The 24,172-nt window shown below is 70.8% G+C and carries 23 protein-coding genes; 13 read left to right on the forward strand and 10 right to left on the reverse strand.

Annotated elements, in window-relative coordinates; all coding sequences use genetic code 11:
* Positions 1-6 precede the first annotated feature (6 nt).
* Positions 7-516 (reverse strand): DUF4307 domain-containing protein, encoded by a 510-nt coding sequence (locus AAEP80_RS07695; protein WP_281267131.1) that lies wholly within the window; start codon positions 514-516, stop codon positions 7-9.
* A gap of 56 nt (positions 517-572) precedes the next feature.
* Between AAEP80_RS07695 and mca the strand changes: the two genes are divergently transcribed.
* Positions 573-1,463 (forward strand): mycothiol conjugate amidase Mca, encoded by an 891-nt coding sequence (gene mca, locus AAEP80_RS07700; RefSeq protein WP_420366598.1) that lies wholly within the window; start codon positions 573-575, stop codon positions 1,461-1,463.
* Positions 1,460-1,741, forward strand: coding sequence for a hypothetical protein (locus AAEP80_RS07705; RefSeq protein WP_413602597.1), 282 nt, complete (start codon positions 1,460-1,462; stop codon positions 1,739-1,741). Before mca ends, AAEP80_RS07705 begins: the two co-directional genes overlap by 4 nt.
* 113 nt (positions 1,742-1,854) lie before the next feature.
* Here AAEP80_RS07705 and trhA read toward each other — a convergent pair whose 3' ends face one another.
* Positions 1,855-2,595 carry a PAQR family membrane homeostasis protein TrhA gene (trhA, locus tag AAEP80_RS07710; protein ID WP_420366599.1) on the reverse strand — a complete coding sequence of 247 codons (741 nt, stop codon included), beginning with the start codon at positions 2,593-2,595 and terminating at the stop codon, positions 1,855-1,857.
* Between the two features lie 75 nt (positions 2,596-2,670).
* Here trhA and AAEP80_RS07715 point away from each other — a divergent pair, with 75 nt between their 5' ends.
* From AAEP80_RS07715 to AAEP80_RS07725, 3 genes are all read left to right on the forward strand, one after another.
* Positions 2,671-3,456: an isoprenyl transferase gene (locus AAEP80_RS07715; protein WP_281267135.1), complete on the forward strand. Its 786-nt coding sequence runs from the start codon at positions 2,671-2,673 to the stop codon at positions 3,454-3,456.
* An 89-nt stretch (positions 3,457-3,545) separates the two neighbouring features.
* Positions 3,546-4,679, forward strand: a complete 1,134-nt coding sequence (locus AAEP80_RS07720) for an aminotransferase class V-fold PLP-dependent enzyme (protein ID WP_402729037.1) — start codon at positions 3,546-3,548, stop codon at positions 4,677-4,679.
* 431 nt (positions 4,680-5,110) lie between these two features.
* Positions 5,111-6,415, forward strand: a complete 1,305-nt coding sequence (locus AAEP80_RS07725; protein ID WP_281267673.1) for a PhoH family protein — start codon at positions 5,111-5,113, stop codon at positions 6,413-6,415.
* 184 nt (positions 6,416-6,599) lie between these two features.
* Here AAEP80_RS07725 and AAEP80_RS07730 read toward each other — a convergent pair whose 3' ends face one another.
* From AAEP80_RS07730 to xseA, 5 genes are all read right to left on the reverse strand, one after another.
* Positions 6,600-8,042, reverse strand: coding sequence for a class II fumarate hydratase (locus AAEP80_RS07730; protein ID WP_420366600.1), 1,443 nt, complete (start codon positions 8,040-8,042; stop codon positions 6,600-6,602).
* A 124-nt stretch (positions 8,043-8,166) separates the two neighbouring features.
* Entirely contained in the window at positions 8,167-8,781 is a 615-nt protein-coding gene (locus tag AAEP80_RS07735) for a carbonic anhydrase (RefSeq protein WP_281267137.1), read from the reverse strand.
* Positions 8,782-8,827: 46 nt separating this feature from the next.
* Positions 8,828-9,466 carry a DUF4245 domain-containing protein gene (locus AAEP80_RS07740; protein WP_420366601.1) on the reverse strand — a complete coding sequence of 213 codons (639 nt, stop codon included), beginning with the start codon at positions 9,464-9,466 and terminating at the stop codon, positions 8,828-8,830.
* A complete protein-coding gene (locus tag AAEP80_RS07745; RefSeq protein WP_402729041.1) occupies positions 9,463-9,726 on the reverse strand; it encodes an exodeoxyribonuclease VII small subunit in 264 nt (87 codons plus the stop codon). Before AAEP80_RS07745 ends, AAEP80_RS07740 begins: the two co-directional genes overlap by 4 nt.
* Before the next feature lie 97 nt (positions 9,727-9,823).
* Positions 9,824-11,062: an exodeoxyribonuclease VII large subunit gene (gene xseA / locus AAEP80_RS07750; RefSeq protein ID WP_281267140.1), complete on the reverse strand. Its 1,239-nt coding sequence runs from the start codon at positions 11,060-11,062 to the stop codon at positions 9,824-9,826.
* 170 nt (positions 11,063-11,232) lie between these two features.
* On the opposite strand from xseA, the gene AAEP80_RS07755 reads away from it, so the two are divergent.
* Both AAEP80_RS07755 and AAEP80_RS07760 read left to right on the forward strand, forming a co-directional pair.
* Entirely contained in the window at positions 11,233-12,252 is a 1,020-nt protein-coding gene (locus AAEP80_RS07755) for a 4-hydroxy-3-methylbut-2-enyl diphosphate reductase (protein WP_402729346.1), read from the forward strand.
* On the forward strand, positions 12,249-12,941 hold the full coding sequence (locus tag AAEP80_RS07760) for a DUF6264 family protein (protein WP_420366602.1): 693 nt from the start codon (positions 12,249-12,251) through the stop codon (positions 12,939-12,941). The genes AAEP80_RS07755 and AAEP80_RS07760 overlap by 4 nt, the downstream gene beginning before the upstream one ends.
* 21 nt (positions 12,942-12,962) lie before the next feature.
* Here the strand turns inward: AAEP80_RS07760 and AAEP80_RS07765 are convergent, their stop codons facing one another.
* Together AAEP80_RS07765 and fbaA are read right to left on the reverse strand one after the other, a co-directional pair.
* A complete protein-coding gene (locus AAEP80_RS07765) occupies positions 12,963-14,225 on the reverse strand; it encodes a M18 family aminopeptidase (RefSeq protein WP_420366603.1) in 1,263 nt (420 codons plus the stop codon).
* A gap of 58 nt (positions 14,226-14,283) precedes the next feature.
* Positions 14,284-15,312 (reverse strand): class II fructose-bisphosphate aldolase, encoded by a 1,029-nt coding sequence (fbaA, locus tag AAEP80_RS07770; protein ID WP_402729044.1) that lies wholly within the window; start codon positions 15,310-15,312, stop codon positions 14,284-14,286.
* A gap of 125 nt (positions 15,313-15,437) precedes the next feature.
* On the opposite strand from fbaA, the gene glpX reads away from it, so the two are divergent.
* A complete protein-coding gene (glpX, locus tag AAEP80_RS07775; protein ID WP_281267144.1) occupies positions 15,438-16,427 on the forward strand; it encodes a class II fructose-bisphosphatase in 990 nt (329 codons plus the stop codon).
* An 18-nt stretch (positions 16,428-16,445) separates the two neighbouring features.
* On the opposite strand, the gene rmuC is transcribed toward glpX, so the two are convergent.
* Positions 16,446-17,696, reverse strand: a complete 1,251-nt coding sequence (rmuC, locus tag AAEP80_RS07780; RefSeq protein ID WP_420366604.1) for a DNA recombination protein RmuC — start codon at positions 17,694-17,696, stop codon at positions 16,446-16,448.
* 165 nt (positions 17,697-17,861) lie between these two features.
* Between rmuC and iolC the strand changes: the two genes are divergently transcribed.
* From iolC to iolD, 5 genes are read left to right on the forward strand one after another with little or no spacing between them, the layout of a single operon-like run.
* A complete protein-coding gene (gene iolC, locus AAEP80_RS07785; RefSeq protein WP_281267146.1) occupies positions 17,862-18,854 on the forward strand; it encodes a 5-dehydro-2-deoxygluconokinase in 993 nt (330 codons plus the stop codon).
* Positions 18,847-19,836 carry a class I fructose-bisphosphate aldolase gene (locus tag AAEP80_RS07790; protein ID WP_420366605.1) on the forward strand — a complete coding sequence of 330 codons (990 nt, stop codon included), beginning with the start codon at positions 18,847-18,849 and terminating at the stop codon, positions 19,834-19,836. The genes iolC and AAEP80_RS07790 overlap by 8 nt, the downstream gene beginning before the upstream one ends.
* Entirely contained in the window at positions 19,833-21,344 is a 1,512-nt protein-coding gene (locus AAEP80_RS07795) for a CoA-acylating methylmalonate-semialdehyde dehydrogenase (protein ID WP_420366606.1), read from the forward strand. Before AAEP80_RS07790 ends, AAEP80_RS07795 begins: the two co-directional genes overlap by 4 nt.
* An 8-nt stretch (positions 21,345-21,352) precedes the next feature.
* Complete coding sequence (gene iolB, locus AAEP80_RS07800) at positions 21,353-22,258, forward strand: 5-deoxy-glucuronate isomerase (RefSeq protein ID WP_420366607.1); 906 nt, start codon at positions 21,353-21,355, stop codon at positions 22,256-22,258.
* 17 nt (positions 22,259-22,275) lie between these two features.
* Positions 22,276-24,156, forward strand: coding sequence for a 3D-(3,5/4)-trihydroxycyclohexane-1,2-dione acylhydrolase (decyclizing) (gene iolD / locus AAEP80_RS07805; RefSeq protein ID WP_413603038.1), 1,881 nt, complete (start codon positions 22,276-22,278; stop codon positions 24,154-24,156).
* Positions 24,157-24,172 lie beyond the last annotated feature (16 nt).

The raw sequence follows: 24,172 nt of genomic DNA on the forward strand, positions 1-24,172 counted from the left end.
GGCAGTCTAGGGAACCCAGCAGGTGTGGATCAAGCCGGTCACGCCGCGTGTCGTGGTGTTCACCTCGGTCGAGATCGACCGCGAGCGCTCGGTGGCGGCGGGCAGCGACACCGTCTTCCAGCCGACGATCGTGTACGACTTGTCGAGCACCTGGACGGCGCACTCGGCCTTCGTGCCCGGGTCGACCGACACCTGCGAGTGCACGACGGCCTTGTGCGCCGAGAGGATCTCGTAGCCGACGTCCTCGGTGTCGAGGCCGTGCGAGGTCTGCCCTGGGCCCGCCCAGATGACCCAGGCGCCGAACACGACGACGATCGCGGCCGCCGCGGCGATGGCGATCGTGCGGGTGCGACGGGTGCGCCCGGGGGTGCGGCCGTAGCGGTCGTCGAGGGTGGCCGTGGTGGTCGGGCCAGACGCGGTCGGGCCAGACGGGGTCGGGTTCAGCTGTTCGGACAGTTCGGGGCTCCCGGGGTGATTATCCTGATCCCAGGGTAGTTCACGCTCTCCGTGCGCCACCCGCACCCCCGATGCGCGCGACGTGCATCCCGATCGCCAGCAGTGAGGAACGTCCGGTGCCCTACCGCCTGATGGCCGTGCACGCCCATCCCGACGACGAGTCGAGCAAGGGAGCGGCCACCTCGGCGAAGTACGTGGCCGACGGCGACCAGGTCCTCGTGGTCTCCTGCACCGGCGGCGAGGCCGGCGACATCCTCAACGACCACCTCGGCGAACCCGCGACGAGCCACGCGCACCGCGACATGGCCGGCTTCCGCCGCGGCGAGATGGCTGCTGCGCAGGCGGCACTCGGCATCGACCACGTCTGGCTCGGCTACCACGACTCGGGACTGCCCGACGCCGAGCAGGGCGAGACCGTGCGACCCGGCACGTTCTCCACCGTCCCGCTCGAGTACAGCACCGAGGCCCTCGTCCGCGTGATCCGTCGGTTCCGCCCGCACGTGCTCGTCACCTACGACGAGAACGGCGGGTACCCGCACCCCGACCACATCCGCACGCACGAGGTCTCCGTTGCCGCCTGGCGCGATGCCGCCGACCCGGCGAAGTACCCGGAGGCCGGGGAACCCTGGTCGATCTCGAAGCTCTACTACGAGCGCACCATGAACCCGCGCCGCTTCACCGCGTTCTACGAGGCCCTCAGGGAACGCGAGCCGGAGAGCCCGCTCCTCGAGCAGCTCGGCGAGTGGGTGGAGCGGTTCGCCGACCGCCCAGACCTCGCGACGACGCACGTGGACGTGCACGAGTACTTCGACGCCCGCGACGCCGCACTCCGTGCGCACGCCAGCCAGGTGCCGCCGGACAGCCCCTTCTTCTACTGGCCGAACGACCTCCTCGCGACGGTGTGGCCGACCGAGGACTACCAGCTGGTCGAGGCACGCGTGCCCACCGACCTGCCGGAGTCCGACCTCTTCGCGGGGATCCCACCGGAACAGGACGTCAACGCGTGAGCACCATCGCGGCAGTACTCGCCGCCACCCCGAGCCCCAGCCCGACCTCGGCCGTCCCGGACGTGGACGTCACGCCGGGGGTCGCCGGGTTCATCGCGATCGCGGTCATCGCGGTCCTGACGATCCTGCTCGTGGTGGACATGACCCGCCGCATCCGGCGGACCCGCTACCGCGCGGAGATCCGGGAGCGCCTCGAGGCCGAGGCCCGTGGCGAGGACGTCGTCGGCGCCGACGAGCCGGGCCGCACCGACGTGGCGGACGACACCGAACGCGGCTAGCAGGACCGGTCACCGGCCTGGAGGCTCCTGCCGGACCCCGCCACGAGCCTCCCGTCCGCCGTTCCGCGCCTGGTGGGCCGGATCGCGCGCGGTGCCGAGTTGGTCGTGCGCGGTCAGCGGACCGGGTGCAGGGCCACCAGCAGGATGCCGACCCACTGCGCGGCGAACGCGGCGACCGTCAGCGCGTGGAAGACCTCGTGGAACCCGAAGACCGTCGGGGACGGGTTCGGCCGCTTGAAGCCGTAGACCAGCGCGCCGACGACGTACGCGAGCCCGCCGGACAGCACGAGCACCGTCATCGGGACGCTCGCCGCGAAGAGCTGCGGCAGGATCCCGAGCGCAGCCATGCCGAGCGCCAGGTAGAGCGGCACGTAGAGCCAACGTGGTGCGCCGATCCAGAACACCCGGAACGCGATGCCGAGGAGCGCACCGCCCCACATCACCCAGAGCACGACGAGCATGAGCGTGTGCGGCAGGGCGCACACCGCCACGGGCGTGTACGTGCCGGCGATGAGCAGGAAGATGTTCGTGTGGTCGATCCGCTTCAGGACCCTCTTGACCACCGGCCCCCACGGGAAGCGGTGGTAGGTCGCGGAGACGCCGAACATGATCAGCGACGTGGCCATGAACACGGCGGACCCGGCCTTCGCTGCCGGACTCGCGGCGAGTGAGACGAGCACGATGCCCATCGCGATGGCGAACGGGAACGTGCCGAGGTGGATCCAGCCGCGCCAGGCCGGACGCGGCTCGACGGCCGACGCGGCTGCCTGCGACGCTCCCTCCGCGGCCTCGTCCACGGCTTCCTCCGTGAACGGGACGTGGGGGAGGGTGTCGCTGTCCCGGTCGTGCTGCATCCTCCGACGATATGTCCGGCCGGCACCCGGACGGCTGGGAGTCCGCACCGAGGAGCCGTGCACTACAGTCGTTGCGTGACCGGCAGGCTGGGACGGGAAGGACGCGGGATCCTCTACCGCGCCTACCAGCAGCGCATCCGGAAGCAGATCGACGGTGCGCCGACGCCGAAGCACGTCGCGATGATCGTGGACGGCAACCGCCGCTGGGCGAAGCAGCTCGGCCTCGAGACCGCCGCGCACGGACACCGGGCTGGTGCAGCGAAGATCCCCGAGTTCCTGACCTGGTGCGAAGACCTCGACGTGCAGGTCGTCACGCTCTACCTGCTGTCGGCGGACAACCTCAAGGGCCGCGGCGGCGACGAGCTCCAGGAACTCATCGGCATCATCGCGGCGCTGGCCGATCGCCTGTCGCGGCAGGGCACGTGGCGTGTGCAGCACGTCGGGTCGAACGACGGGCTTCCAGACGAGCTCGTCGCGGCGCTGTCGGAAGCGGAAGCCAGGAGCGCCGGCAACACCGGGCTGCACATCAACCTGGCGGTCGGGTACGGCGGCCGGCGGGAGATCGCCGACGCCATGCGCAGCATCGTCCGCGCGCACGGAGAAGGCGGTGGGACGCTCGACACCCTCGCCGAGGTCCTGACCCCCGAGCTCATCGGCGACCACCTGTACACGCAGGGGCAGCCGGACCCTGACCTGATGATCCGCACCTCGGGGGAGCAGCGCCTGTCGGACTTCATGCTGTGGCAGAGCGCGCACAGCGAGTTCTACTTCGTCGAGGCGTTCTACCCGGACCTGCGCGAGGTGGACTTCCTCCGGGCCGTGCGTGACTTCGGGCGTCGGTCGCGGCGCTTCGGCGGCTGAGGCGTCAGCGCGCGTTCCGGCGTCGATTCGGGTGCTGACCCGGGTCCCAGTACACTCACAGGGTTCTGTTCCTGTGAAAGGTGTCCGCTGTGACCACGATCGACGAGTACGCCGCCGGCTTCGCCGAGGATCCCGGGTACCTCGACCACGCCGCCTTCGGGCCCGTGCAGACCGCCGTGCTCGAGGAGCAGCGCGTCCTCGGGACCATCCAGGAGCACATGCGGTTCGGCGCGATGGAGACGCTCGACGAGCAGGACGCCCGCGTCCGGGCCGTCGCTGCACGGCTGGTCGGCGTCCGCGAGGAGCAGGTCGTGTCGCAGACCGCGACGACGCCCGGACTGCTCCACACCGCGTTCGGGCTGACCGGCGGCGTGCTCGTCGCCGCGGACGAGTACCCGTCGATGCCGCTGGCGCTGGCGAGTGCCGCGTCGGCCACCGGAGGTCGTGTGCGTCCGGTCGTCATCGAGTCCGGCGCGGGGTGGGTGACGCCGTCGCTCGTCGCGTCCCGACTCGCCGCGGCCGCCGACTCCGGCGCCGATGACATCACCGCCGTCGCCGTGTCGCTCGTGGACTGGCGCACCGGGTACCTCGCCGACCTCGCCGGCATCCGCGAGGTCATCGGCGACCGTCTGCTCATCGTCGACGCGATCCAGGGCTTCGGCGTCGTCGACGCCCCGTACGAGGCCGCCGACGTCGTGGCGACCGGTGGACAGAAGTGGCTGCACGCCGGGTGGGGCACGGGGTTCGTGTCGTTCAGCGACCGCGCGCTCGGCCGCCTGCAGCCGGCCCTGTCCGGGCCGCACGGCACGACCGGGTGGCCGGTCGAGGTGCCGTCGGTGCGTCCTGGTGCCGCCGGCTTCACGATGACGCGGATCGACCCCGTCGCTCAGGCACGGCTCGCGGTCTCCCTCGAGCGGCTCACCGCGGTCGGGGTGTCCGCCGTGCAGGAGCGCGTCGCGGACCGCGTGGAGCGGGTGTTCCAGATCGCGGACGAGTTCGGGCTCGAGGTCGAGTCGAGCCGCGACCCGGCCGAGCGTGCGGGCATCGTCGTGCTCCGGCCCGCCGAGGGACGACTCACCGCGCTGTCGGCGGCGCTGCACAACCACGGCGTCACGGCGAGCACCCGACTCGGCACGGTCCGGGTGTCGGTGTTCGCGTCGACGACGGACGAGACGCTCGACATGTTCCGGGACGCCTGCATCTCCTACGCCACCTCGTTCTGACGCGTGCGCGTGCGCGTCCGCGCCGTCCGTCCGTGCTGCCAGAGCGACACCCGTTCGCCGGGTGGAGCCGTCCGTCCCGCGAAAGCGACAGTTCCCCGCACACGTGTGGCGGGAAACTGTCGCTTTCGCGGGACCGGCCGGATCGATCGGCCCAGCCCGGGGATCGCATCGCGTCGCTCAGGTCGCGTTCACATGAACGTAACCGAGCAATCCGCGTGTCGCTGGCGCGCTGTCAGAGGCTCGTCGTAGCTTTGCCGCATCGGGCACCGCGCCCGATCGAAGCGGCCACAGATGGTGCTTCGGGACCCGCTCCGTGGCCGTGTCGAGGACAAGGACCGGGTCGCGTGCGGCCCGGGGATGGAGTGGTCGTGACCTCTCAGAACGTCTCCCACGGAACCTCGTCAGCAGCGTCGACCTCGGCTTCCGCCGCGGTGTCGACCGGCACGGACCAGCGCACCTACGTGCTGGACACCTCGGTGCTGTTGAGTGATCCGCGGGCCCTGTTCCGCTTCGACGAGCACGCCGTCGTGCTGCCCGTCGTGGTCGTCAGCGAACTGGAGTCCAAGCGCAACGACCCGGAGATCGGGTACTTCGCCCGGCAGGCCCTCCGGATCCTCGACGAACTCCGCATCGAGCACGAACGCCTGGACTTCCCGGTGGCCGTCGGCGAAGGCGGGTCGCTCCGCGTCGAGCTGAACCACTCGAACCAGTCCGTCCTGCCTTCCGGCCTCCAGCTCGGCGACAACGACTCCCGGATCCTCGCGGTCGCGTCGAACCTCGCGAACGACGGACTCGATGTCGTCGTCGTCTCGAAGGACCTCCCGCTGCGCGTCAAGGCCGCCTCGATCGGCCTCGCGGCAGAGGAGTACCGCGCCGAACTCGCCGTCGACTCCGGGTACACGGGCATCGCCGAGCTGCAGGTCTCCGGCGAGCAGATGTCCGACCTGTACGAGAAGGAGGAGATCCGGTCGTCGCAGCTCGACGGTGTCCCGGTCAACACCGGCGTCGTCATCCACTCCGAACGGGGATCCGGTCTCGGCCGCGTGCACACCGCCGGTTCGGTCGCCCTCGTCCGCGGCGACCGCGAGGTCTTCGGGCTCCGCGGCCGCTCCGCCGAGCAGCGGCTCGCGATCGACGCGCTCCTCGACCCGGAGATCGGCATCGTCTCGCTCGGCGGCAGCGCCGGCACCGGGAAGTCGGCGCTCGCGCTCTGCGCCGGACTCGAAGCCGTGCTCGAACGGCAGCAGCACAAGAAGATCATGGTGTTCCGGCCGCTCTACGCGGTCGGCGGGCAGGAGCTCGGCTTCCTCCCCGGCGACGCGAGCGAGAAGATGAACCCGTGGGCGCAGGCCGTCTACGACACGCTCGGCGCGCTGGTGTCCGACAACGTCCTCGACGAGGTCGTGGAACGCGGCATGCTCGAAGTGCTGCCGCTGACCCACATCCGCGGACGCTCCCTGCACGACGCGTTCGTCATCGTCGACGAGGCCCAGTCGCTCGAACGGAACGTCCTGCTGACGATGCTCTCCCGCATCGGGCAGAACTCCCGCGTCGTGCTCACCCACGACGTCGCGCAGCGCGACAACCTGCGGGTCGGTCGGCACGACGGGGTCGCGTCGGTGATCGAGCGGCTGAAGGGACACCCGCTGTTCGCGCACGTCACGCTGACGCGTTCCGAGCGCTCCGCGATCGCCGCGCTGGTGACGGAGATGCTGGACTCGCCCGACCTGGTCTAGCGCCGCGAGGGTTCGGCCACGAGTCTCGGCCTGAGCGACACTCCTCGCGGCGATCGCCGCGAGGAGTGTCGCTCAGCGCGAGTTCCGGGATCGGCGCAACGAGTCTCGGGACGGTCACCGAGACAGACGGGAGGCCCGGTGCCAGCTGGCACCGGGCCTCCCGTCCGTGAGGGGGTCGCGCGGATCAGTTCGGGTGCGTCATCGACAGGACGTCGAGCGCCTCGTCCAGCTGCGCCTCGGTGACCTCACCGCGCTCGACGAAGCCGAGCGCGACCACGGCTTCCCGCACGGTGATGCCCTCGGCGACGGCGTGCTTGGCGACCTTCGCGGCGGCTTCGTACCCGATGACGCGGTTGAGCGGGGTCACGATCGACGGCGAGGACTCGGCGAAGGCGCGGGCACGCTCGAGGTTCGCCTGCAGCCCGTCGACGGTCTTGTCGGCGAGGACCCGCGAGCTGTTCGCCAGCAGACGGATCGACTCCAGCAGCGCGGTGCCCATCACCGGGATCGCGACGTTGAGCTCGAACGCGCCGGACGCGCCGGCCCATGCGACGGTGGCGTCGTTGCCGATGACCCGTGCCGCGACCATGAGCGTCGCCTCGGGGATGACCGGGTTGACCTTGCCGGGCATGATCGACGACCCCGGCTGCAGGTCCGGGATGTGCAGCTCGCCGAGCCCGGTGTTCGGCCCGGAGCCCATCCAGCGCAGGTCGTTGTTGATCTTCGTCAGGCTGACCGCGAGCACCTTGAGCGCGCCGGATGCCTCGACGAGGGCATCACGGGCGCCCTGGGCCTCGAAGTGGTCGAGGGCCTCGGTGATCGGGAGTCCGGTGTCCTCCGCCAGCTGGGCGATGACCTGCTGCGGGAAGCCCTTCGGCGTGTTGATGCCGGTGCCCACCGCGGTGCCGCCGAGGGGGACCTCGGCGACGCGGGGGAGCGTGGCGTTCACACGCTCGATGCCGAGGCGGATCTGCCGCGCGTACCCGCCGAACTCCTGCCCGAGGGTGACCGGGGTGGCGTCCATCAGGTGGGTGCGGCCCGACTTCACGGCGTCGGCCCACAGCGTGGCCTTCGCTTCGAGGGACTCGGCGAGGTGCTCGAGGGACGGGACGAGCGACCGGATGAGGGCATCCGTGACGGCGACGTGCACCGAGGTCGGGAAGACGTCGTTCGACGACTGCGAGGCGTTGACGTGGTCGTTCGGGTGCACGGCCGTGCCGCTCCGGGACGCCAGGGTCGCCAGGACCTCGTTCATGTTCATGTTCGACGAGGTGCCGCTGCCGGTCTGGTAGACGTCGACCGGGAACTGGTCGTGGTGCTCGCCCGCGATGATGACGTCCGCGGCACCGACGATGGCGTCGGCCACGGCCCCGTCGACGATGCCGAGCTGCCCGTTGACGATCGCCGCGGCACGCTTGATGCGCGCGAGGGCGACGATCTGCGCCGACTCGAGCCCGGTGCCCGAGATCGGGAAGTTCTCCACCGCGCGCTGCGTCTGGGCGCGGTAGAGCGCCGAGACGGGCACACGGACCTCGCCCATGGTGTCGTGCTCGATCCGGAAACCGTCGTCGGTGGTCGGTTCGGTGCCGGTCGAGGCGGTGGGTGTCGTCGCGGTGGTGTCGGTCACGTCGTCGTGGTCCTTCCTGGTGGTGCTGCCGGTCGCGGTCGCGCCCGGGTGTCGTTCGGGCCGCGGTGGATCGCCGCGGCTCGCGTGCCGTGCCGGTGCCCGTCGGACCGGCGGCGGCCCGTCGTCAGGCCTGGCCGACGACGGTGTCGATGCTGACCTCGCCCGTGGTCAGGTCGTAGGTCGCGCCGACGACGGCCAATCTACCCTCGGCGATGGCGTCGGACACGGCGCCGGAGCGCTCGAGGATCGCACCGAGTGTGGACTCGAGGTGTGCGGCGCCGATGGCTTCCTGCGGCAGATCGGCGTCGGTCGCCCTGACCCGCTCGACACTCGGCGAGATCGCGTCCACGAGCGCCTGCAGGTGCGGCGCCGGGACGGGTTCGCCCGAGCGTGCCGCCGCGACCGCACCGCACTTGGTGTGGCGCAGGACGACGACCAGCGGGGTGCCGAGCGCCACGACGGCGAACTCGATCGAGCCGAGCACGACGTCGTCGACGATCTGCCCGGCGTTGCGGATCGCGAACACGTCGCCGATGCCCGCGTCGAAGACGTGCTCGAACGGCACGCGGGAGTCCGAGCACCCGAGGACGGTCGCGAACGGCGCCTGCGAGCCGGCGAGCTCGTTGCGGCGGTCGGGATCGATGCGGCCGGTGCGGCGCTTGTCGGCCGCGAACCGGGCGTTGCCCTCGACGAGGAGTCGGAGGGCGTCGGCTGGGGTGGACGCTGCGCGGTCGGTCATGGGTTCGGCTCCTCGGTGCTGCTTCGGGTGACGGGTTCGGCCTGGATCAGTCGCTCAGCTGCTTCGCGACGCCGGCGGCGATCTTCCGGAACGAGGCGTCGTCGGCGGTGCCGGCCAGCACGACGGTGTTCCGGCCGAAGGTCGCGACGAGGGAGTACGCCTGGTTGCCGGCGTCCTTGCCCTCTGCCCGGCGGTCGTACACGGTCCACTTCGTCCCGCCGATGGACCGTGAACCCGTCGCCGCGTGCTGGTCGAGCTGGTTCGCCACCCAGGTCGGGTTGGCGTCGATGCCCTGCTGCAGGCCGATGTACTGCTTGTCCGGGGTCAGGAAGCCCACGGTCCAGACGTCAACGCCGTCGGCGGCCTTGTCCTTGTAGTCGGCGCGGTTCGCGCTGTACGAGTCGGGGAGCTCCGGCGCAGCGAGCGTGACCCCCGGGACGTCCGCCTGGGCGGCGACCTGCTGGTAGTCGACGCTGCGGTCCACGGCGCCGTCCGGGCGTGCCACGACCGCGACCAGGAACACCACGATGCCGAGCGACGCGATGAGCGCGAGCACGAGGTTGAAGGCCGTCTGGTGCTGCCGGCGTGCACGGCGCGCCGAGTCCTTGCGTGCCCAGGTCTCCTCGGCCGTCTCGGGGCGGCCGAGCTCGGCGACGACCGGGCGGCCGGTCTCCGGATCGGTCACCGGGACGCCTCGGCGGCGTCACCGTCGCTGGCCGCGCGGGCTGCGTCGAGGCGCGCACGGGCGCCGACGAGCCACTCTTCGCAGCGTGCCGCGAGGGCTTCGCCGCGCTCCCAGAGGGACAGCGAGCGCTCGAGCGTCGCGGAGCCCTGTTCGAGCTCGTTGACGACGCGGACGAGTTCGTCGCGCGCGGCCTCGTAGCTCAGGGACCGGACGTCTGTCTGCCCGCTCGGGGCAGTCTCGGGCTGTTCCTCGGATGACACCCCTCGATCCTACCGATGGTCCACCGACGCGTTCGTCGGGAGGCTGCGCCGGTGGAGAACGCCGTGGCTGTCGACATCCCACGCCCGTGGAGAACGCTCAGCCCTCGCCGTCGGGCCCCGGCCCCTCGGGTTCGAGCGTGCCCGTCGCCGTCCCGGCACCGAGCGTCACGCGGACGCCGGTACTGCCGTCGAGGTCCGCGGCGGCCCGGACGACGCCACCGTCGGCCGTCTGGACGATCGCGTACCCGCGCCGGAGCGTGTCCCGCGGCGAGAGCGCACGGAGCCGTCCGGTCAGGTGCCCGACGTCCGCGTGCGAGCGCTCGATGCGGCGGTCGAGGAGCTCGCGCGCCCGGGAGAGGTCTCGTGCCACCTCCTCGGCACGGGTGTCGACGAGCCACGCCGTGGAGGCGAGTGCCGGACGGGAGCGCAGCGCGGCGATGCGGTCCGCCTCGACGGACAGGGTGTGCGAGAGCCGGAGCCCGAGTCGGGCCCGCGCCTGCCGCACGTTCGCCAGCTCCTCGGCGACGTCGGGCACGACCCGCTTCGCGGCGTCCGTCGGGGTCGAGGCGCGCAGGTCGGCGACCTCGTCCAGGATCGGGCGGTCGGCTTCGTGGCCGATCGCCGAGACGATCGGGGTCGTCGCGGCCGCCGCTGCCCGGACCAGTCCCTCGTCGCTGAAGCCGAGCAGGTTCTGGAAGTCGCCGCCACCGCGGGCGACGATGATGACGTCGACCTCGGGGTCGGCATCGAGTTCCTGGATGGCGGCCGTCACCTCGGTCACGGCACGCTCGCCCTGGACTGCTGCGTGGATCGTGCGGAACTCGACCTGCGGCCACCGGAGCTGCGCGTTCCGCTTGACGTCCTTCTCAGCGTCGGAGTCCTTGCCGGTGACGAGCCCGATGCGGTGCGGCAGGAAGGGGAGCCGCTTCTTGCGGGAGACGTCGAAGAGGCCTTCCTCGGCCAGGGTCCGCCGCAGCCGTTCGAGCCGTTCGAGCAGGTCCCCGAGGCCGACGTGCTTCATCTCGACGACCTGCATCGTCAGCGAGCCGCCCTTGACCCAGTAGTTCGGCTTGACCGCGGCGACCACCCGGGCGCCCTGCTTGAGGTCGGCCGGCACCCGGGAGCGCACGCTCGACCAGATGGAGAACGACACGGTGGCGTCGACCTCGACGTCCTTGAGCTTGCCGTACACGTTGCCGCCCGCGACGTTCCACTGCGTGATCTCGCCTTCGACCCACGCGGTGCCGAGCCGGTCGATCCAGTCCCGCATCTTCGCGCCGAGCAGCGCGACGGGCCACGGGTTGTCGGCCGTCGGTGGTCCCTGTTCGATCGCCATGCGCTCCTCCTCGTGGTGCCGTTCCATGGTGCCGGACACCGGTGACACCCGCGCCCAGGCGCTGCCGGACACCGGTGACACCCGCGCCCAGGCCCCGTCGGTCCCGCTCACCTATCATCGGGGACGTGACGATCACCAACGGCCACTCGGTCCCACTCGCCCCGCCGCGCATGCCCGCGCCGCGCGGACGGCTGCGGAACGACCCGGTGACCGGCACCAAGAAGGTCCTGCTCGCCGCCCCGCGCGGGTACTGCGCCGGCGTCGACCGCGCAGTCGTCGCGGTCGAGAAGGCGCTCGAGCAGTACGGCGAACCCGTCTACGTGCGCAAGCAGATCGTCCACAACGTCCACGTCGTGTCGACGCTCGAGCAGCGCGGCGCCGTCTTCGTGGACGACGTCGACGAGGTCCCCCGTGGATCGCACGTCGTCTTCAGCGCGCACGGGGTGTCCCCGGCGGTCGTGGCCGGTGCCGCGGACCGGGACCTGCACGCCATCGACGCCACGTGCCCGCTCGTCACGAAGGTCCACCGCGAAGCCACCCGGTTCGCCAAGGCCGAGCGCACCATCATCCTGATCGGGCACGCCGGCCACGAAGAAGTCGAGGGCACGATGGGGCACGCCCCGGAGCGCACGATCCTGGTCAACGGGCCGGAGGACGTCGCCGCCCTCACCGTGGACGACCCGGACAACCTGGTGTGGCTCTCGCAGACCACGTTGAGCGTCGACGAGACGATGGAGACCGTCCGCCGGCTGCGCGAGAAGTACCCGACGATCCAGGACCCGCCCTCCGACGACATCTGCTACGCCACCCAGAACCGGCAGGTCGCGATCAAGAAGGTCGCCCCGCAGGCGGACCTGGTGATCGTGGTCGGTTCGGCGAACTCGTCGAACAGCGTCCGCCTGGTCGAGGTCGCGCTCGAGCACGGCGCCCGGGCAGCGCACCGGGTCGACTACGCCGAGGAGATCCGGCAGGAGTGGCTCGACGGCGTCCGCACGGTCGGCGTCACGAGCGGAGCGTCCGTCCCCGAAGAGCTCGTCCACGAGGTCCTCGAGCAGCTCGCCGACGCCGGCTTCGGCTCCGTCGAGGAGGTCGTCACCGCCCACGAGGACCTGATGTTCTCCCTCCCGAAGGAACTCCGCACGGACGCGTCGGGCAAGCCGACGCGCGCCCTCGGCGGTCGTACCCGATGAGCGCGGGGGACTGGTCGTCCGTCCCGTCGCGTGGGCACGGCGACGGACAGGAGGCCCGGCTCGATCCGCCGACGTCGGCCGCCGGTACCGCGGACGGTCGCGTCCACGGCCGTCCGGCACCGCAGTACGGCGAGTACGCCCCGGACGGCTGGGTCAACCCGGTGTTCGTGGAACAGGAACGTGCCGAGCGCGAGCGCCAGGCGCACGAGGCCGCCGTCGCCGCGCGCGAGTCGGCTGCGGCCGGCCCCGGCGCCGGAGCGCAGCCGTCGCGTGCGTCGTCGGGCACGCCGTCGGGTGCAGCCGTGCCGACGTCGCGGTTCGGGAAGTCACCAGGCGACTTCCTGCTCACCGTCATGCTGCTGGCGTTCGGGCTCGTGTCCGTCGTCCAGTCGCTGTCCGTCGGCACCGTCGCCTCCGGTGTCCGGCGGGAACTGGAACTCCGCTACACCGCGTTGGAGGACCCCGGCGCACTGACCACCGCGGCACTCGTGAGCGCGATCGTCACGGTCGTGCTGTTCGTCCTCGTCGCCTGGTGGTCGATCGTGCGCCTGCGTCGCCGGAAGCGCACGGTGTGGGTGCCGCTCCTCGGTGGTGCCGTCGCGTCCCTGGTCACCTTGGGTGCGTTCGCGACGGTGCTCGCCAACGACGCGCACTTCGTGGCCTGGATGATGCAGAACGCCGGCGGCTGAGTCCGCTCCGGGCGCCCCGGCTCAGCCGGCCAGGAACGCCGCGACGGCGCCGTGCAGTGCCGCCAGGTCGTCGACGTGCACGAGTTCACGGACCGAGTGCATCGAGAGCAGCCCGACACCGATGTCGACGGTGGGGATGCCGAGCCGGGTCGCCGCGATCGGGCCGATCGTCGAGCCGCCGGGGATCGTGTTGTTGTTCACGAACGGCTGGAACGACACCCCGGCCGATGCGCATGCGGCAGCGAAGACGGCCTCGCCCTTCGCCTCGGTCATGTAGCGCTGGTTCGCGCTGATCTTCAGGAGCGGGCCACCACCCGGCCGCGGACGGTTCGTCGGGTCGTGCTTCTCGGAGTGGTTCGGGTGCACCAGGTGTCCGGCATCGCTCGACAGCAGCCACGAGGCGCGGAACGCCCGAGCTGCCTCGGAACGGGTGGCGCCGAGGCCCTCCTGCACGCGGCCGAGGACGTCTTCGAGGAACGGCCCACCGGCACCGGACGGCGTCGCCGACCCGACCTCTTCGTGGTCGAAGGCCGCGAACACCGGGATGTGGTCCGCGTCTCCGGGGGCATCCACGATGCCGCGGAGTCCGGCGTGCACGCTCGTCAGGTTGTCCATCCGCCCGGAGGCCAGGAACGACCCGTCGATCCCGACCCGGGCGGGCGCCTGGGTGTCGGCGAGGAAGAGATCCCACGAGACCGCCGTTTCGCCGACCCGGCCGCGGAGCCACTCGAGGGCGTCGACGCCGCCGGACTCGGTGCCGTCCGTGCCGACGACCGGCAGGGTGTGGCGCTGCCGGTCGATCTCGGTGCCGGTGTTCACGCCGCGGTCGAGGTGGATCGCGAGGTTCGGGATCCGTGCGACCGCGCCGGTGTCCAGGAGCGTGATCGATCCGTCGGCGTGCACGACGCGACCGGCGATGCGGAGGTCGCGGTCGAACCAGGTCGAGAGGATCGGGCCGCCGTAGACCTCGACGTTGAGCTGCTCCCAGCCCCCGACGCGCACGGTCGGGTTCGGCTTGATCCGGAAGCCGGGGGAGTCGGTGTGTGCGCCGAGGATCCGGAAGGGCGTCGTCGCGTTCGCACCGGGCGGCGTCCGCCAGGCGATCACCGCGCCGTCGCGGACGACCACGTAGGCACCGGGCTCGGTCGGCCACGCATCGAGCTCCGAGAGCTCCGTGAACCCGGCCGCCACCAGGCGGTCCCGGGTCTCGGCGGCGGCGTGGAACGCCGTCGGCGATGCGGTGACGAACTGGGCGAACTCGGAGGCGATGGCGTCGACGGTCACCCGACCATCGTGGCACGGGACGCGTCCGACGGACGCGCCCCGAGCCTCCAGGCCGATGTCAGCTCTTGCTGTTGCCCGCCGAGCCGAGGACCTTCGCGGCCTCGCCGACGCGGGCGGCCATCGCCGTCTCGGCGACCTTGCCCCATGCGCGCGGGTCGTACTGCTTCTTGTTGCCGACCTCGCCGTCGATCTTCAGGACGCCCTCGTAGTTGGTGAACATCGAGCCGGCGATCGAGCGCGTGAACGCGTACTGCGTGTCCGTGTCGATGTTCATCTTGATGACGCCGTTGCGGACGGCCTCGTGGATCTCGTCGTCGGTCGAGCCGGAGCCGCCGTGGAACACGAGGTCGAGGGGGTTCTCGCCGGTGCCGTGCTTGGCGGCGACGGCGGCCTGGATCTCGCCGAGGAGTTCCGGACGGAGCTTCACGTTGCCGGGCTTGTAGACGCCGTGCACGTTGCCGAAGGTCAGGGCGGCGATCCAGCGACCCTTGTCACCGAGGCCGAGTGCGTCGACGACCCGCTCGACGTCGTTCGGGGTCGTGTAGAGCGCGTCGTTGGTGCCCTCGTGCTGGACGCCGTCCTCTTCGCCGCCGACGACGCCGATCTCGACCTCGAGGATGGCGTTGATGTTGCGGGTCTTCTCGATCATCGTGCGGGCGATCTCGATGTTCTCGTCGAGCGGCACGGCCGAGCCGTCCCACATGTGCGACTGGAAGATCGGGTTGCGGCCGTGGCGCACCTCTTCCTCGCTCGCTGCGATGAGCGGCAGGACGAAGCCGTCGAGGGCGTCCTTCGGGCAGTGGTCGGTGTGGAGCGCGACCGTGATCGGGTAGTTCTTGGCGACCTCGTGCGCGAACTTCGCCATCGCGAGCGCACCGGCGGCGCGGTTCTTCACGGTGTGGCCGGCGAAGTAGTCTGCACCGCCCGTGGTCACCTGGAGGATGCCGTCCGACCCTGCCTCCGTCAGGCCCTGGAGGACCGCGTTGATGGTCTGGGACGAGGAGACGTTCACGGCGGGGTACGCGAACTTGCCCGCCTTCGCTCGGTCGATCATCTCGGCGTACTGTTCCGGCGTTGCGATGGGCACTGGGATCTCCTTCGACTTCGGTGGTGGCCGGTCCGATCGTAGTCAGCCGCAGCAGAGTGTGACCTGGTCTGCACATCCGTTCGTCCCGCGGGGTGGGTGTGGTCCCGGTCGGTAGGCTGGCAGTCGTGACTCCCACGACTGAAACCGGATCCCTCTTCCTGCAGCCCGACCGCAACCTCGCGCTGGAACTCGTGCGTGCGACCGAGGCCGCGGCGATCCGTGCGCAGCCGTGGGTCGGTCGTGGTGAGAAGAACCTCGCGGACGGCGCTGCCGTCGACGCGATGCGGAAGTTCCTCGGCACGGTCAACTTCGACGGCGTGGTCGTCATCGGCGAGGGCGAGAAGGACAACGCCCCGATGCTCTACAACGGCGAGCACGTCGGCAACGGGCACGGCCCCGCGTGCGACATCGCGGTCGACCCGATCGACGGCACCTCCCTCACGGCTGCCGGTCGCCAGAACGCCATCTCCGTGATGGCCGTGTCGGACCGCGGCTCGATGTACGACCCGTCCGCCGTGTTCTACATGGACAAGATCGCCGCCGGGCCCGACGGCCGTGGGGTCCTGGACCTCGAGAAGCCGATCGGCGAGAACATCCGCGCGCTCGCGAAGGCGAAGCACAAGGACCTCGAGGACATGCAGATCGCCGTCCTCGACCGTCCCCGCCACGACGAGCTCATCCGTGCGATCCGTGCGACCGGTGCCGGCACGCGACTGCTGCTCGACGGTGACGTCGCCGGTGGGATCGCGGCGGCGCTGCCCGGTTCGCCGATCGACATGTGCGTCGGCGTCGGTGGGACCCCGGAGGGCATCATCACGGCGTGCGCGATCAAGGCGCTCGGTGGTGTGATCCTCGGCAAGCTCCAGCCCAAGGACGACGAGGAGCGTGAGAAGGCGATCGCCGCAGGGCACGACCTCGACAAGGTCCTCGACCAGGACGACCTCGTCACGGGCGACAACACGTTCTTCGTCGCGACGGGTGTCACGGACGGCGTGCTGGTCGACGGTGTCCGTCGCTCGCGCGGCGTCATCCACACGGACTCGCTCGTGCTGCGGTCCCGCTCGAACACGATCCGCCGCATCCAGGCGGACCACCGCGCCGAGAAGTGGTTCTGATCCGTCCCGTCTGCGGGGTCAGTCGCGGTCGGGGGAGCCGACGAGCTCCGGCGCGGTGAGCAGCCGGGGCTCGTCGTCGATCGTGGCGGGTTCGGCGATGACCTTCGACTCGTCGAGGAGTGACAGCCGCCGAGCGCTCGGCAGCACCTGGCGTTCGAGCGACCCGACGAAGCGGTTGTAGTCGACGACGGTGCCCCGGATCGACCGGCCGAGCTTGTCGACGTGTGCCGCCATCGTCGAGAGCCGGCCGTGCAGCTCCCGCGAGATCGTGAAGAGCTCGCGGGCTTCCTGCGTGACGACGTCCTGCTGCCAGGAGAACGCCACCGTCTTGAGCACCGACCAGAGCGTCACGGGCGAGGCCAGTGCGACCCGCTTGCGGAAGGCGTGGTCGAGCAGCCCGGGGTCGGCGGCGAGGGCGCTGGCGATGAGCGACTCGGACGGGATGAACGCCACCGTGAGTTCCGGCGAGGCGTCGTACCCGGACCAGTACTCCCGGGCGGCGAGAGCATCCACGTGCGCCCGCAGCGCCTTGACGTGCTGCGCCATCAGTTGCGTGCGGCGCGCACCCTCGGCGCCGGTGGCCGACGCCGGGATCTCCATCGCCTGCAGGTAGGCGCTGAACGGCACCTTCGCGTCGACCGCGATGCTCTTGCCGCCGGGCAGGTGCACGATCATGTCGGGTCGGGCCGCTCCGGCTGCGGTCGTCACGGAGGACTGCACGTCGAAGTCGACCCGTTCGAGGAGCCCCGCCGCTTCGACCACGTTGCGCAGCTGCGTCTCGCCCCAGACACCACGCGTGCTGTTGGCCGACAGGGCGCTCGCGAGGGTCTCGGCCGTGGCGCGCAGGCGTTCCTCGGACTCGGCGGCGGAGCGGAGCTGGGTGGAGATCGCACCGTACTGCTCGCTGCGGGAGCGTTCGAGCTCGGCGATCTTGGCGCGCATCACGTCGAGGGTCTCGGCGACGGGGCTGAGCGCCGTGAGCACCTTCGATTCGTCCTGTGCCCGGGCGGACTCGGCACCGTGCATGCGCTGCACGAGGTGCTCGAGCTCGGCCGCCCGGCGTTCCAGCGAGTCGACCTGCCGCCGGTACTGGGCGTCCTGTGCGTCGAGCCGTTCCTCGGCATCACGACGTACCTCGTCCAGGCGCGCACGGAGCGCGGTGGCGGTGGCCTCGGCCGCGCCGGATCGGGTGCGCGCGACCGACCACGCGATCCCGGCGCCGGCGACGGCGCCGACCAGGAGGCCGATGAGCAGGGCGGTGAAGTCCATGCCCAGACCTTCCCAGGACCCACCGACACCGGTGTTCCGGGGGTGATCCGAGCCTCCAGATCGACCGCTGGAGCGGTTGGCAACCATGTCATGACATTAAGCCAAGGAGGGTGTACAGTCGTGATCGTCCGCCGATGAAGCCGCACGGAAGGTCCCGCACGTCGCATGACGAACGAAGCTCCCCACGCCTACGACGTGATCACCATGGGTCGCGTGAGCGTCGACATCTACCCGCAGCAGACGGGTCCGCTCGAAGACGTCGAGACCTTCTCGAAGTCGGTCGGCGGCAGCGCCACGAACGTCGCCATCGCCGCTGCCCGGCACGGTGCCGACGCCGCGGTCATCACCCGCACCGGCAACGACCCGTTCGGCAGGTACATCGCCAGGACGCTCCCGGAGTTCGGCGTCGCCAACGCCTTCGTCGACACGGTCGACGGGCTGAACACCCCGGTCGCCTTCTGCGAGATCTTCCCGCCGGACGACTTCCCGCTCTACTTCTACCGGGCGCCGAAGGCCCCCGACCTGATGATCACCGCCAAGTCGCTGCCGCTCCACGAGATCGAGCGGGCGAAGGTGTTCTGGACGACCGTGACCGGCCTCAGCGAGGAGCCGAGCCGACAGGCGCACCACACGGCGTTCGCTGCTCGCTCCGCGTCGGAGCACAGCACGAAGGTGCACACCGTGCTGGACCTGGACTACCGGTCGATGTTCTGGTCCTCCCCGGAGTCCGCGACGCGCGAGGTCGCCGTCGCGCTCGAGCACGCCACCGTCGCGGTCGGGAACCGCGAGGAGTGCGAGGTCGCCGTGGGGGAGACCGATCCGGTGCGGGCTGCCGACGCGCTGCTCGAACGCGGCGTCGAGATCGCCATCGTGAAGCAGGGCCCCAAGGGCGTGCTCGCGAAGACCCGCGACGAGTTCGTCGAGCTCCGCCCGCACCACATCGACGTCGTGAACGGCCTCGGCTCCGGCGACGGCTTCGGCGGCGCGCTCACCCACGGCCTGCTGCAGGGCTGGGGCCTCGAGCGCATCCTCGCGTTCGCCAACGCGGCCGGCGCGATCGTCGCGACGCGGTTCGAGTGCTCCACCGCGATGCCGACGAGCGACGAGATCGAGACGTTCCTGCAGGAGAACCCGACGGAAGAAGCGGTCAATGCCTGAGATCAGCAGTGTCGACTTCCAGCGGCTGCGCGACGTCCGCGCCGGATCGCCGGAGACGATCGCGAGCACGCTCGCAGCACGGACCAAGCGGCCGCTCCTGGCCGACGACGGCAAGCTCTTCATCGTCGCCGCGGACCACCCGGCCCGTGGCGCCCTGGCGGTGCGCGACGACGAGTCCGCGATGGCCGACCGCTACGACCTGCTCGAGCGGCTGGTCACGGCCCTCGGCCGCCCCGGTGTCGACGGCGTGCTCGGCACGCCGGACATCCTCGAGGACCTGGCGCTGCTCGGCGCCCTCGACGGCAAGGTCGTCGTCGGCTCGATGAACCGCGGCGGGCTGCGCGGTGCGACCTTCGAGATGGACGACCGGTACACGGCGTACTCGGCCAGGTCCATCGCGGACGCCGGCCTCGACTTCGCCAAGCTGCTCGTCCGCATCAACCTCTCGGACGCCGGCACCGCACCGACACTCGAGGCGACCGCCCGGGCCGTCACCGAGGCCGCCCAGCACCGCCTGCCGATCATGCTCGAGCCCTTCATGTCGACGTGGCGGGACGACAAGGTCGTGAACGACCTGACCGCGGACGCCGTCATCACCTCGATGGCGATCGCCGCGGGGCTCGGCGAGTCCAGTGCCTACAGCTGGCTGAAGATCCCCGTGGTCGAGGACATGGAGCGCGTGATGGCCGCGACGACGCTGCCCACGCTGCTGCTCGGCGGCGACCCGTCGGCGCGTCCGCTCGAGACCTACGCCAAGTGGGCTGACGCGCTCGCACTGCCCGGTGTCCGCGGGCTCGTCGTCGGACGGACCCTGCTCTACCCGCCGGACGGGGACGTCGCGACGGCCGTGGACGTCGCAGCGGGTCTCGTCCACACCCAGGGAGCTCGGGCCGGGTTCTCCACGGATGCTCACGACCCAGCCGCGCGGCTCGCGGGCCCCACCACCATGGACTCGTCCATCTCGGAAGGAACCAACGCATGACCATCTCGGACACCGTCACCACGACGATCGGCCACTGGATCGACGGGGCGCGCGTCGCCTCGACGTCAGGGAACACTGCTCCGGTCTACGACCCGGCGCTCGGCGTCGCGACGAAGCAGGTCGCGCTGGCGAACGAGGACGAGATCCAGGCGGCGATCGCCAGTGCGAAGGCCGCGTTCCCGAAGTGGGGCAACCTCTCGCTGGCCAAGCGTCAGCAGATCCTCTTCGCCTTCCGCGAGATCCTGAACCGTGACAAGGCAGAGCTCGCCGAGATCATCACGAGCGAGCACGGCAAGGTCCTCGACGACGCGCTCGGTGAGATCGCCCGCGGGCAGGAAGTGGTCGAGCTCGCGACGAGCATCCCGCAGCTGCTGAAGGGCGAGTTCAGCGACCAGGTCTCGACGGGCATCGACGTCTACTCGATCCGGCAGCCGCTCGGCGTCGTCGGCATCATCAGCCCGTTCAACTTCCCTGCGATGGTGCCGCTGTGGTTCCTGCCGATCGCCATCGCCGCCGGCAACACCGTCGTGCTCAAGCCGAGTGAGAAGGACCCGAGCGCCGCGATCTGGCTGGCCGAGAAGTTCAAGGAGGCCGGCCTGCCGGACGGCGTCTTCAACGTGCTCAACGGCGACAAGCTGTCCGTCGACGGGCTCCTGACGAGCCCCGACGTCGAGTCGATCTCGTTCGTCGGTTCGACGCCGATCGCGCAGTACGTCTACGAGACCGGCACGAAGCACGGCAAGCGCGTGCAGGCCCTCGGCGGCGCGAAGAACCACATGCTCGTGCTGCCCGACGCCGACCTCGACCTCGTCGCGGACAACGCCATCAACGCGGGCTTCGGCTCCGCCGGCGAGCGCTGCATGGCGATCTCGGTCGTCGTCGCGGTCGAGCCCGTCGCGGACGAGCTCATCGAGAAGATCAAGGACCGTGCCGCCACGCTGCGCATCGGTGACGGGCGTCGCGGCTGCGACATGGGTCCCCTCGTCACGAAGCAGCACCGCGACAAGGTCGCCTCGTACATCGAGGTCGCAGAGCAGGACGGCGCGGTGGTCGTGGTGGACGGCCGCACCGTCCGACCCGACGGCGACGAGAACGGGTTCTGGCTCGGCCCGACCCTGATCGACAAGGTCCCGACGACCAGCCGCGTCTACACCGAGGAGATCTTCGGGCCGGTGCTGTCGGTCGTGCGCGTCGCCACCTACGAAGAAGGTCTCGAGCTGATCAACTCCGGTGCGTTCGGCAACGGCACCGCCATCTTCACGAACGACGGCGGCGCGGCCCGACGCTTCCAGCGCGACGTGCAGGTCGGCATGATCGGCATCAACGTCCCGATCCCCGTGCCGGTCGCGTACTACTCGTTCGGCGGCTGGAAGAACTCGCTGTTCGGCGACCACAAGGCGTACGGCGCCGACGGCGTCAGCTTCTTCACCCGGCAGAAGGCGATCACGAGCCGGTGGCTGGACCCGTCGCACGGCGGCATCAACCTCGGCTTCCCCTCGAACAACTGACGCGACCGATGGCTGAACAGAACTGGTTCAACCCGCGCGGGAGTCGACCGGAGGCCGGCTGGACCGACGTCGTCGACGGGCGCATCGCGGGGTGGGAGCACACCGGCCTGCGGACCGGCACGGTGTCCGACGGGGCCGAGTTGCGCCTCCCGGCCGCTGCCGTCGAGCGCATGGTCGTGCCGCTCTCGGGGAGCTTCCACGTCGCGTGGTCCGGCGCCGAATCCGGCGAGCAGGGGCTGGAAGGACGTGGCGGGGTCTTCGAGGGGCCCACCGATGTCCTGTACCTCGGGTCCGGGCTGGAGGCTCGGATCACCGGATCGGGACGGGTCGCGGTCGCCGAGGCACCCACCGACGTCGTCAAGCCGGTCGGGTACATCGCGAAGGCCGACGTGCCCGTGGAGCTCCGCGGTGCGGGACAGTCGTCGCGGCAGGTGCACAACTTCGGGACCCCTGCCGGGCTCGACGCGGTGAAGCTCCTGGTGTGCGAGGTCATCACGCCGGCCGGCAACTGGTCGTCGTACCCGCCGCACAAGCACGACACGAACGTCCCGGGCGGCGAGTCGAACCTCGAGGAGATCTACTACTACGAGTCGGCGGTGGCTCGTGGCGTGGATGCCCCTGCAACGGCCGATCCGTTCGCGTTGCACCGGACGTACGCCTCGGACGACCGCGCGATCGACGAGTTCCGTGAAGTCCGGACGGGCGACATCGCGCTCGTGCCCTACGGCTGGCACGGACCGGCCGTCGCGGCTCCCGGCTACGACATGTACTACCTCAACGTGATGGCCGGGCCCGACCCGGAGCGCGTGTGGAACATCACCGACGACCCTGCCCACGGGTGGGTCCGCCAGGTGTGGGAGACCGAGACCATCGACCCGCGCCTGCCCTACGCATCGAAGAAGGAGGACGTGTGACCACCCCCACACGCCGCATGACCGTCGGTCAGGCCCTCGTCGAGTTCCTGGCCAACCAGTGGACCGTCGACGGCGACCACCGCGAACGCACCATCCCGGGGATCTTCGGCATCTTCGGGCACGGCAACGTCGCCGGCGTCGGTCAGGCCATCAAGCAGCTCCACGTCGAGCAGCCCGGCCTGCTGCCCTACCACCAGGCCCGCAACGAGCAGGCCATGGTGCACGAGGCAGTCGGCTTCGCCCGCATGCACCGCCGTCGCGCCACCTTCGCCGCGACCGCATCGGTCGGCCCCGGGGCGGCGAACATGCTGACCGCCGCCGCGCTCGCCACGACGAACCGCCTGCCTGCCCTGCTGCTGCCGTCGGACACCTTCGCGACCCGGACCACCGACCCGGTGCTCCAGCAGATCGAGATGCCGCACGACACCTCGCTGCAGGTCACGGACGCGTTCCGCCCGCTCTCCCGGTTCTTCGACCGGGTCGAGCGTCCCGAGCAGTTGTTCTCGATCGCGCTCGCCGCGATGCGCGTGCTCACCGACCCGGCCGAGACCGGTGCGGTGACGATCGCGCTGCCTGAAGACGTGCAGGCCGAGGAGTTCGACGTCCCCGTCGCGTTCCTGCAGCCGCGCGAGTGGCACATCCGTCGTCCACTGCCCGAGCACGGGCCGCTCGCCCGTGCGGTCGCTGCGATCCGGGCCGCGGAGCGCCCGGTGATCGTCGCCGGCGGAGGCGTCCTGTACTCCGCGGCGTCCGAACAGCTGCGGGCCTTCGTGGAGGCCACCGGCATCCCCGTCGGCACGTCGCAAGCCGGAGGCGGCGCGCTCGCGTGGGACCACCCGCAGTACCTCGGCGGCATCGGCGCGACCGGCACCGCCGCCGCGAACGCGATCGCGGCAGGAGCCGACCTCGTCATCGGCATCGGGACCCGCTACAGCGACTTCACGACCGCGTCGCGGACGGCGTTCCAGAACCCGGACGTCACGTTCGTGAACGTCAACGTCGCCGCGTTCGACGCCTACAAGCACGGCACCCAGCTGCCGTTGATCGCGGACGCCCGGGAGGCCCTGGTCGCCCTGACGGAGTCGCTCGCGTCGTTCTCGGTGTCGGACCGGTACGCGTCCGAGATCGCCGAGCAGAAGCGCGCGTGGGACGCGCTGGTCGACGCCGCGTTCGCGCCGTCGGGCAACGCGCTGCCCGGCCAGCCCGAGATCATCGGTGCGGTCCAGTCCGTGTCGGACCCCCGCGACGTCGTGATCCAGGCGGCCGGTTCGCTGCCGGGCGACCTGCACAAGCTCTGGCGCGTGCGGGACGAACTCGGCTACCACGTCGAGTACGCCTTCTCGTGCATGGGCTACGAGATCGCCGGCGGCCTCGGTGTCCGTCGGGGTGCTCCCGACCGCGACGCGATCGTCATGGTCGGCGACGGCTCGTACCTGATGCTGCACACCGAGCTCGTCACCGCGGTGGCAGAGGGCATCAAGATCATCGTCGTGCTCATCCAGAACCACGGGTACGCGTCGATCGGGCACCTCTCCGAGACCGTCGGTTCCGAGCGGTACGGCACCAAGTACCGCTACCTGGACGACACCCAGTCGTTCGAGGACGGCGAGCCCCTGCCCGTCGACCTCGCGGCGAACGCCCGTTCGTACGGTGTCGACGTCATCGAGGTCGAGCCGGGCCCGAACGCGATCGAGGACCTCAAGGCCGCGGTGCGCCAGGCCAAGGCGAACGACCACACCACCCTCGTGCACATCAACTCGGACCCGCTCGTATACGCCCCGGACGGCGACGGCTGGTGGGACGTCCCGGTCGCGCAGACCTCGACCCTGTCCACCACCCAGGCCGCACGCGCCGACTACGAGCAGCAGGTCGCGGCACAGCGCCCGCTCCTCGGCTGACCCCACCACCACCTCG

Origin of the sequence: Curtobacterium sp. L3-7 (assembly GCF_048756585.1) — a bacterium.
In the GTDB taxonomy this organism is placed as follows: Bacteria; Actinomycetota; Actinomycetes; order Actinomycetales; family Microbacteriaceae; genus Curtobacterium.

Coding starts and splice junctions, on each gene's coding strand:
- trhA (WP_420366599.1), bottom strand. CDS start 2,595: ATGCAGCACGACCGGGACAGCGACACCCTCCCCCACGTCCCGTTCACG.
- AAEP80_RS07735 (WP_281267137.1), bottom strand. CDS start 8,781: ATGACCGACCGCGCAGCGTCCACCCCAGCCGACGCCCTCCGACTCCTC.
- xseA (WP_281267140.1), bottom strand. CDS start 11,062: ATGGCGATCGAACAGGGACCACCGACGGCCGACAACCCGTGGCCCGTC.
- AAEP80_RS07755 (WP_402729346.1), top strand. CDS start 11,233: ATGCCCGCGCCGCGCGGACGGCTGCGGAACGACCCGGTGACCGGCACC.
- AAEP80_RS07760 (WP_420366602.1), top strand. CDS start 12,249: ATGAGCGCGGGGGACTGGTCGTCCGTCCCGTCGCGTGGGCACGGCGAC.
- rmuC (WP_420366604.1), bottom strand. CDS start 17,696: ATGGACTTCACCGCCCTGCTCATCGGCCTCCTGGTCGGCGCCGTCGCC.
- iolC (WP_281267146.1), top strand. CDS start 17,862: ATGACGAACGAAGCTCCCCACGCCTACGACGTGATCACCATGGGTCGC.
- AAEP80_RS07790 (WP_420366605.1), top strand. CDS start 18,847: ATGCCTGAGATCAGCAGTGTCGACTTCCAGCGGCTGCGCGACGTCCGC.
- AAEP80_RS07795 (WP_420366606.1), top strand. CDS start 19,833: ATGACCATCTCGGACACCGTCACCACGACGATCGGCCACTGGATCGAC.
- iolB (WP_420366607.1), top strand. CDS start 21,353: ATGGCTGAACAGAACTGGTTCAACCCGCGCGGGAGTCGACCGGAGGCC.
- iolD (WP_413603038.1), top strand. CDS start 22,276: ATGACCGTCGGTCAGGCCCTCGTCGAGTTCCTGGCCAACCAGTGGACC.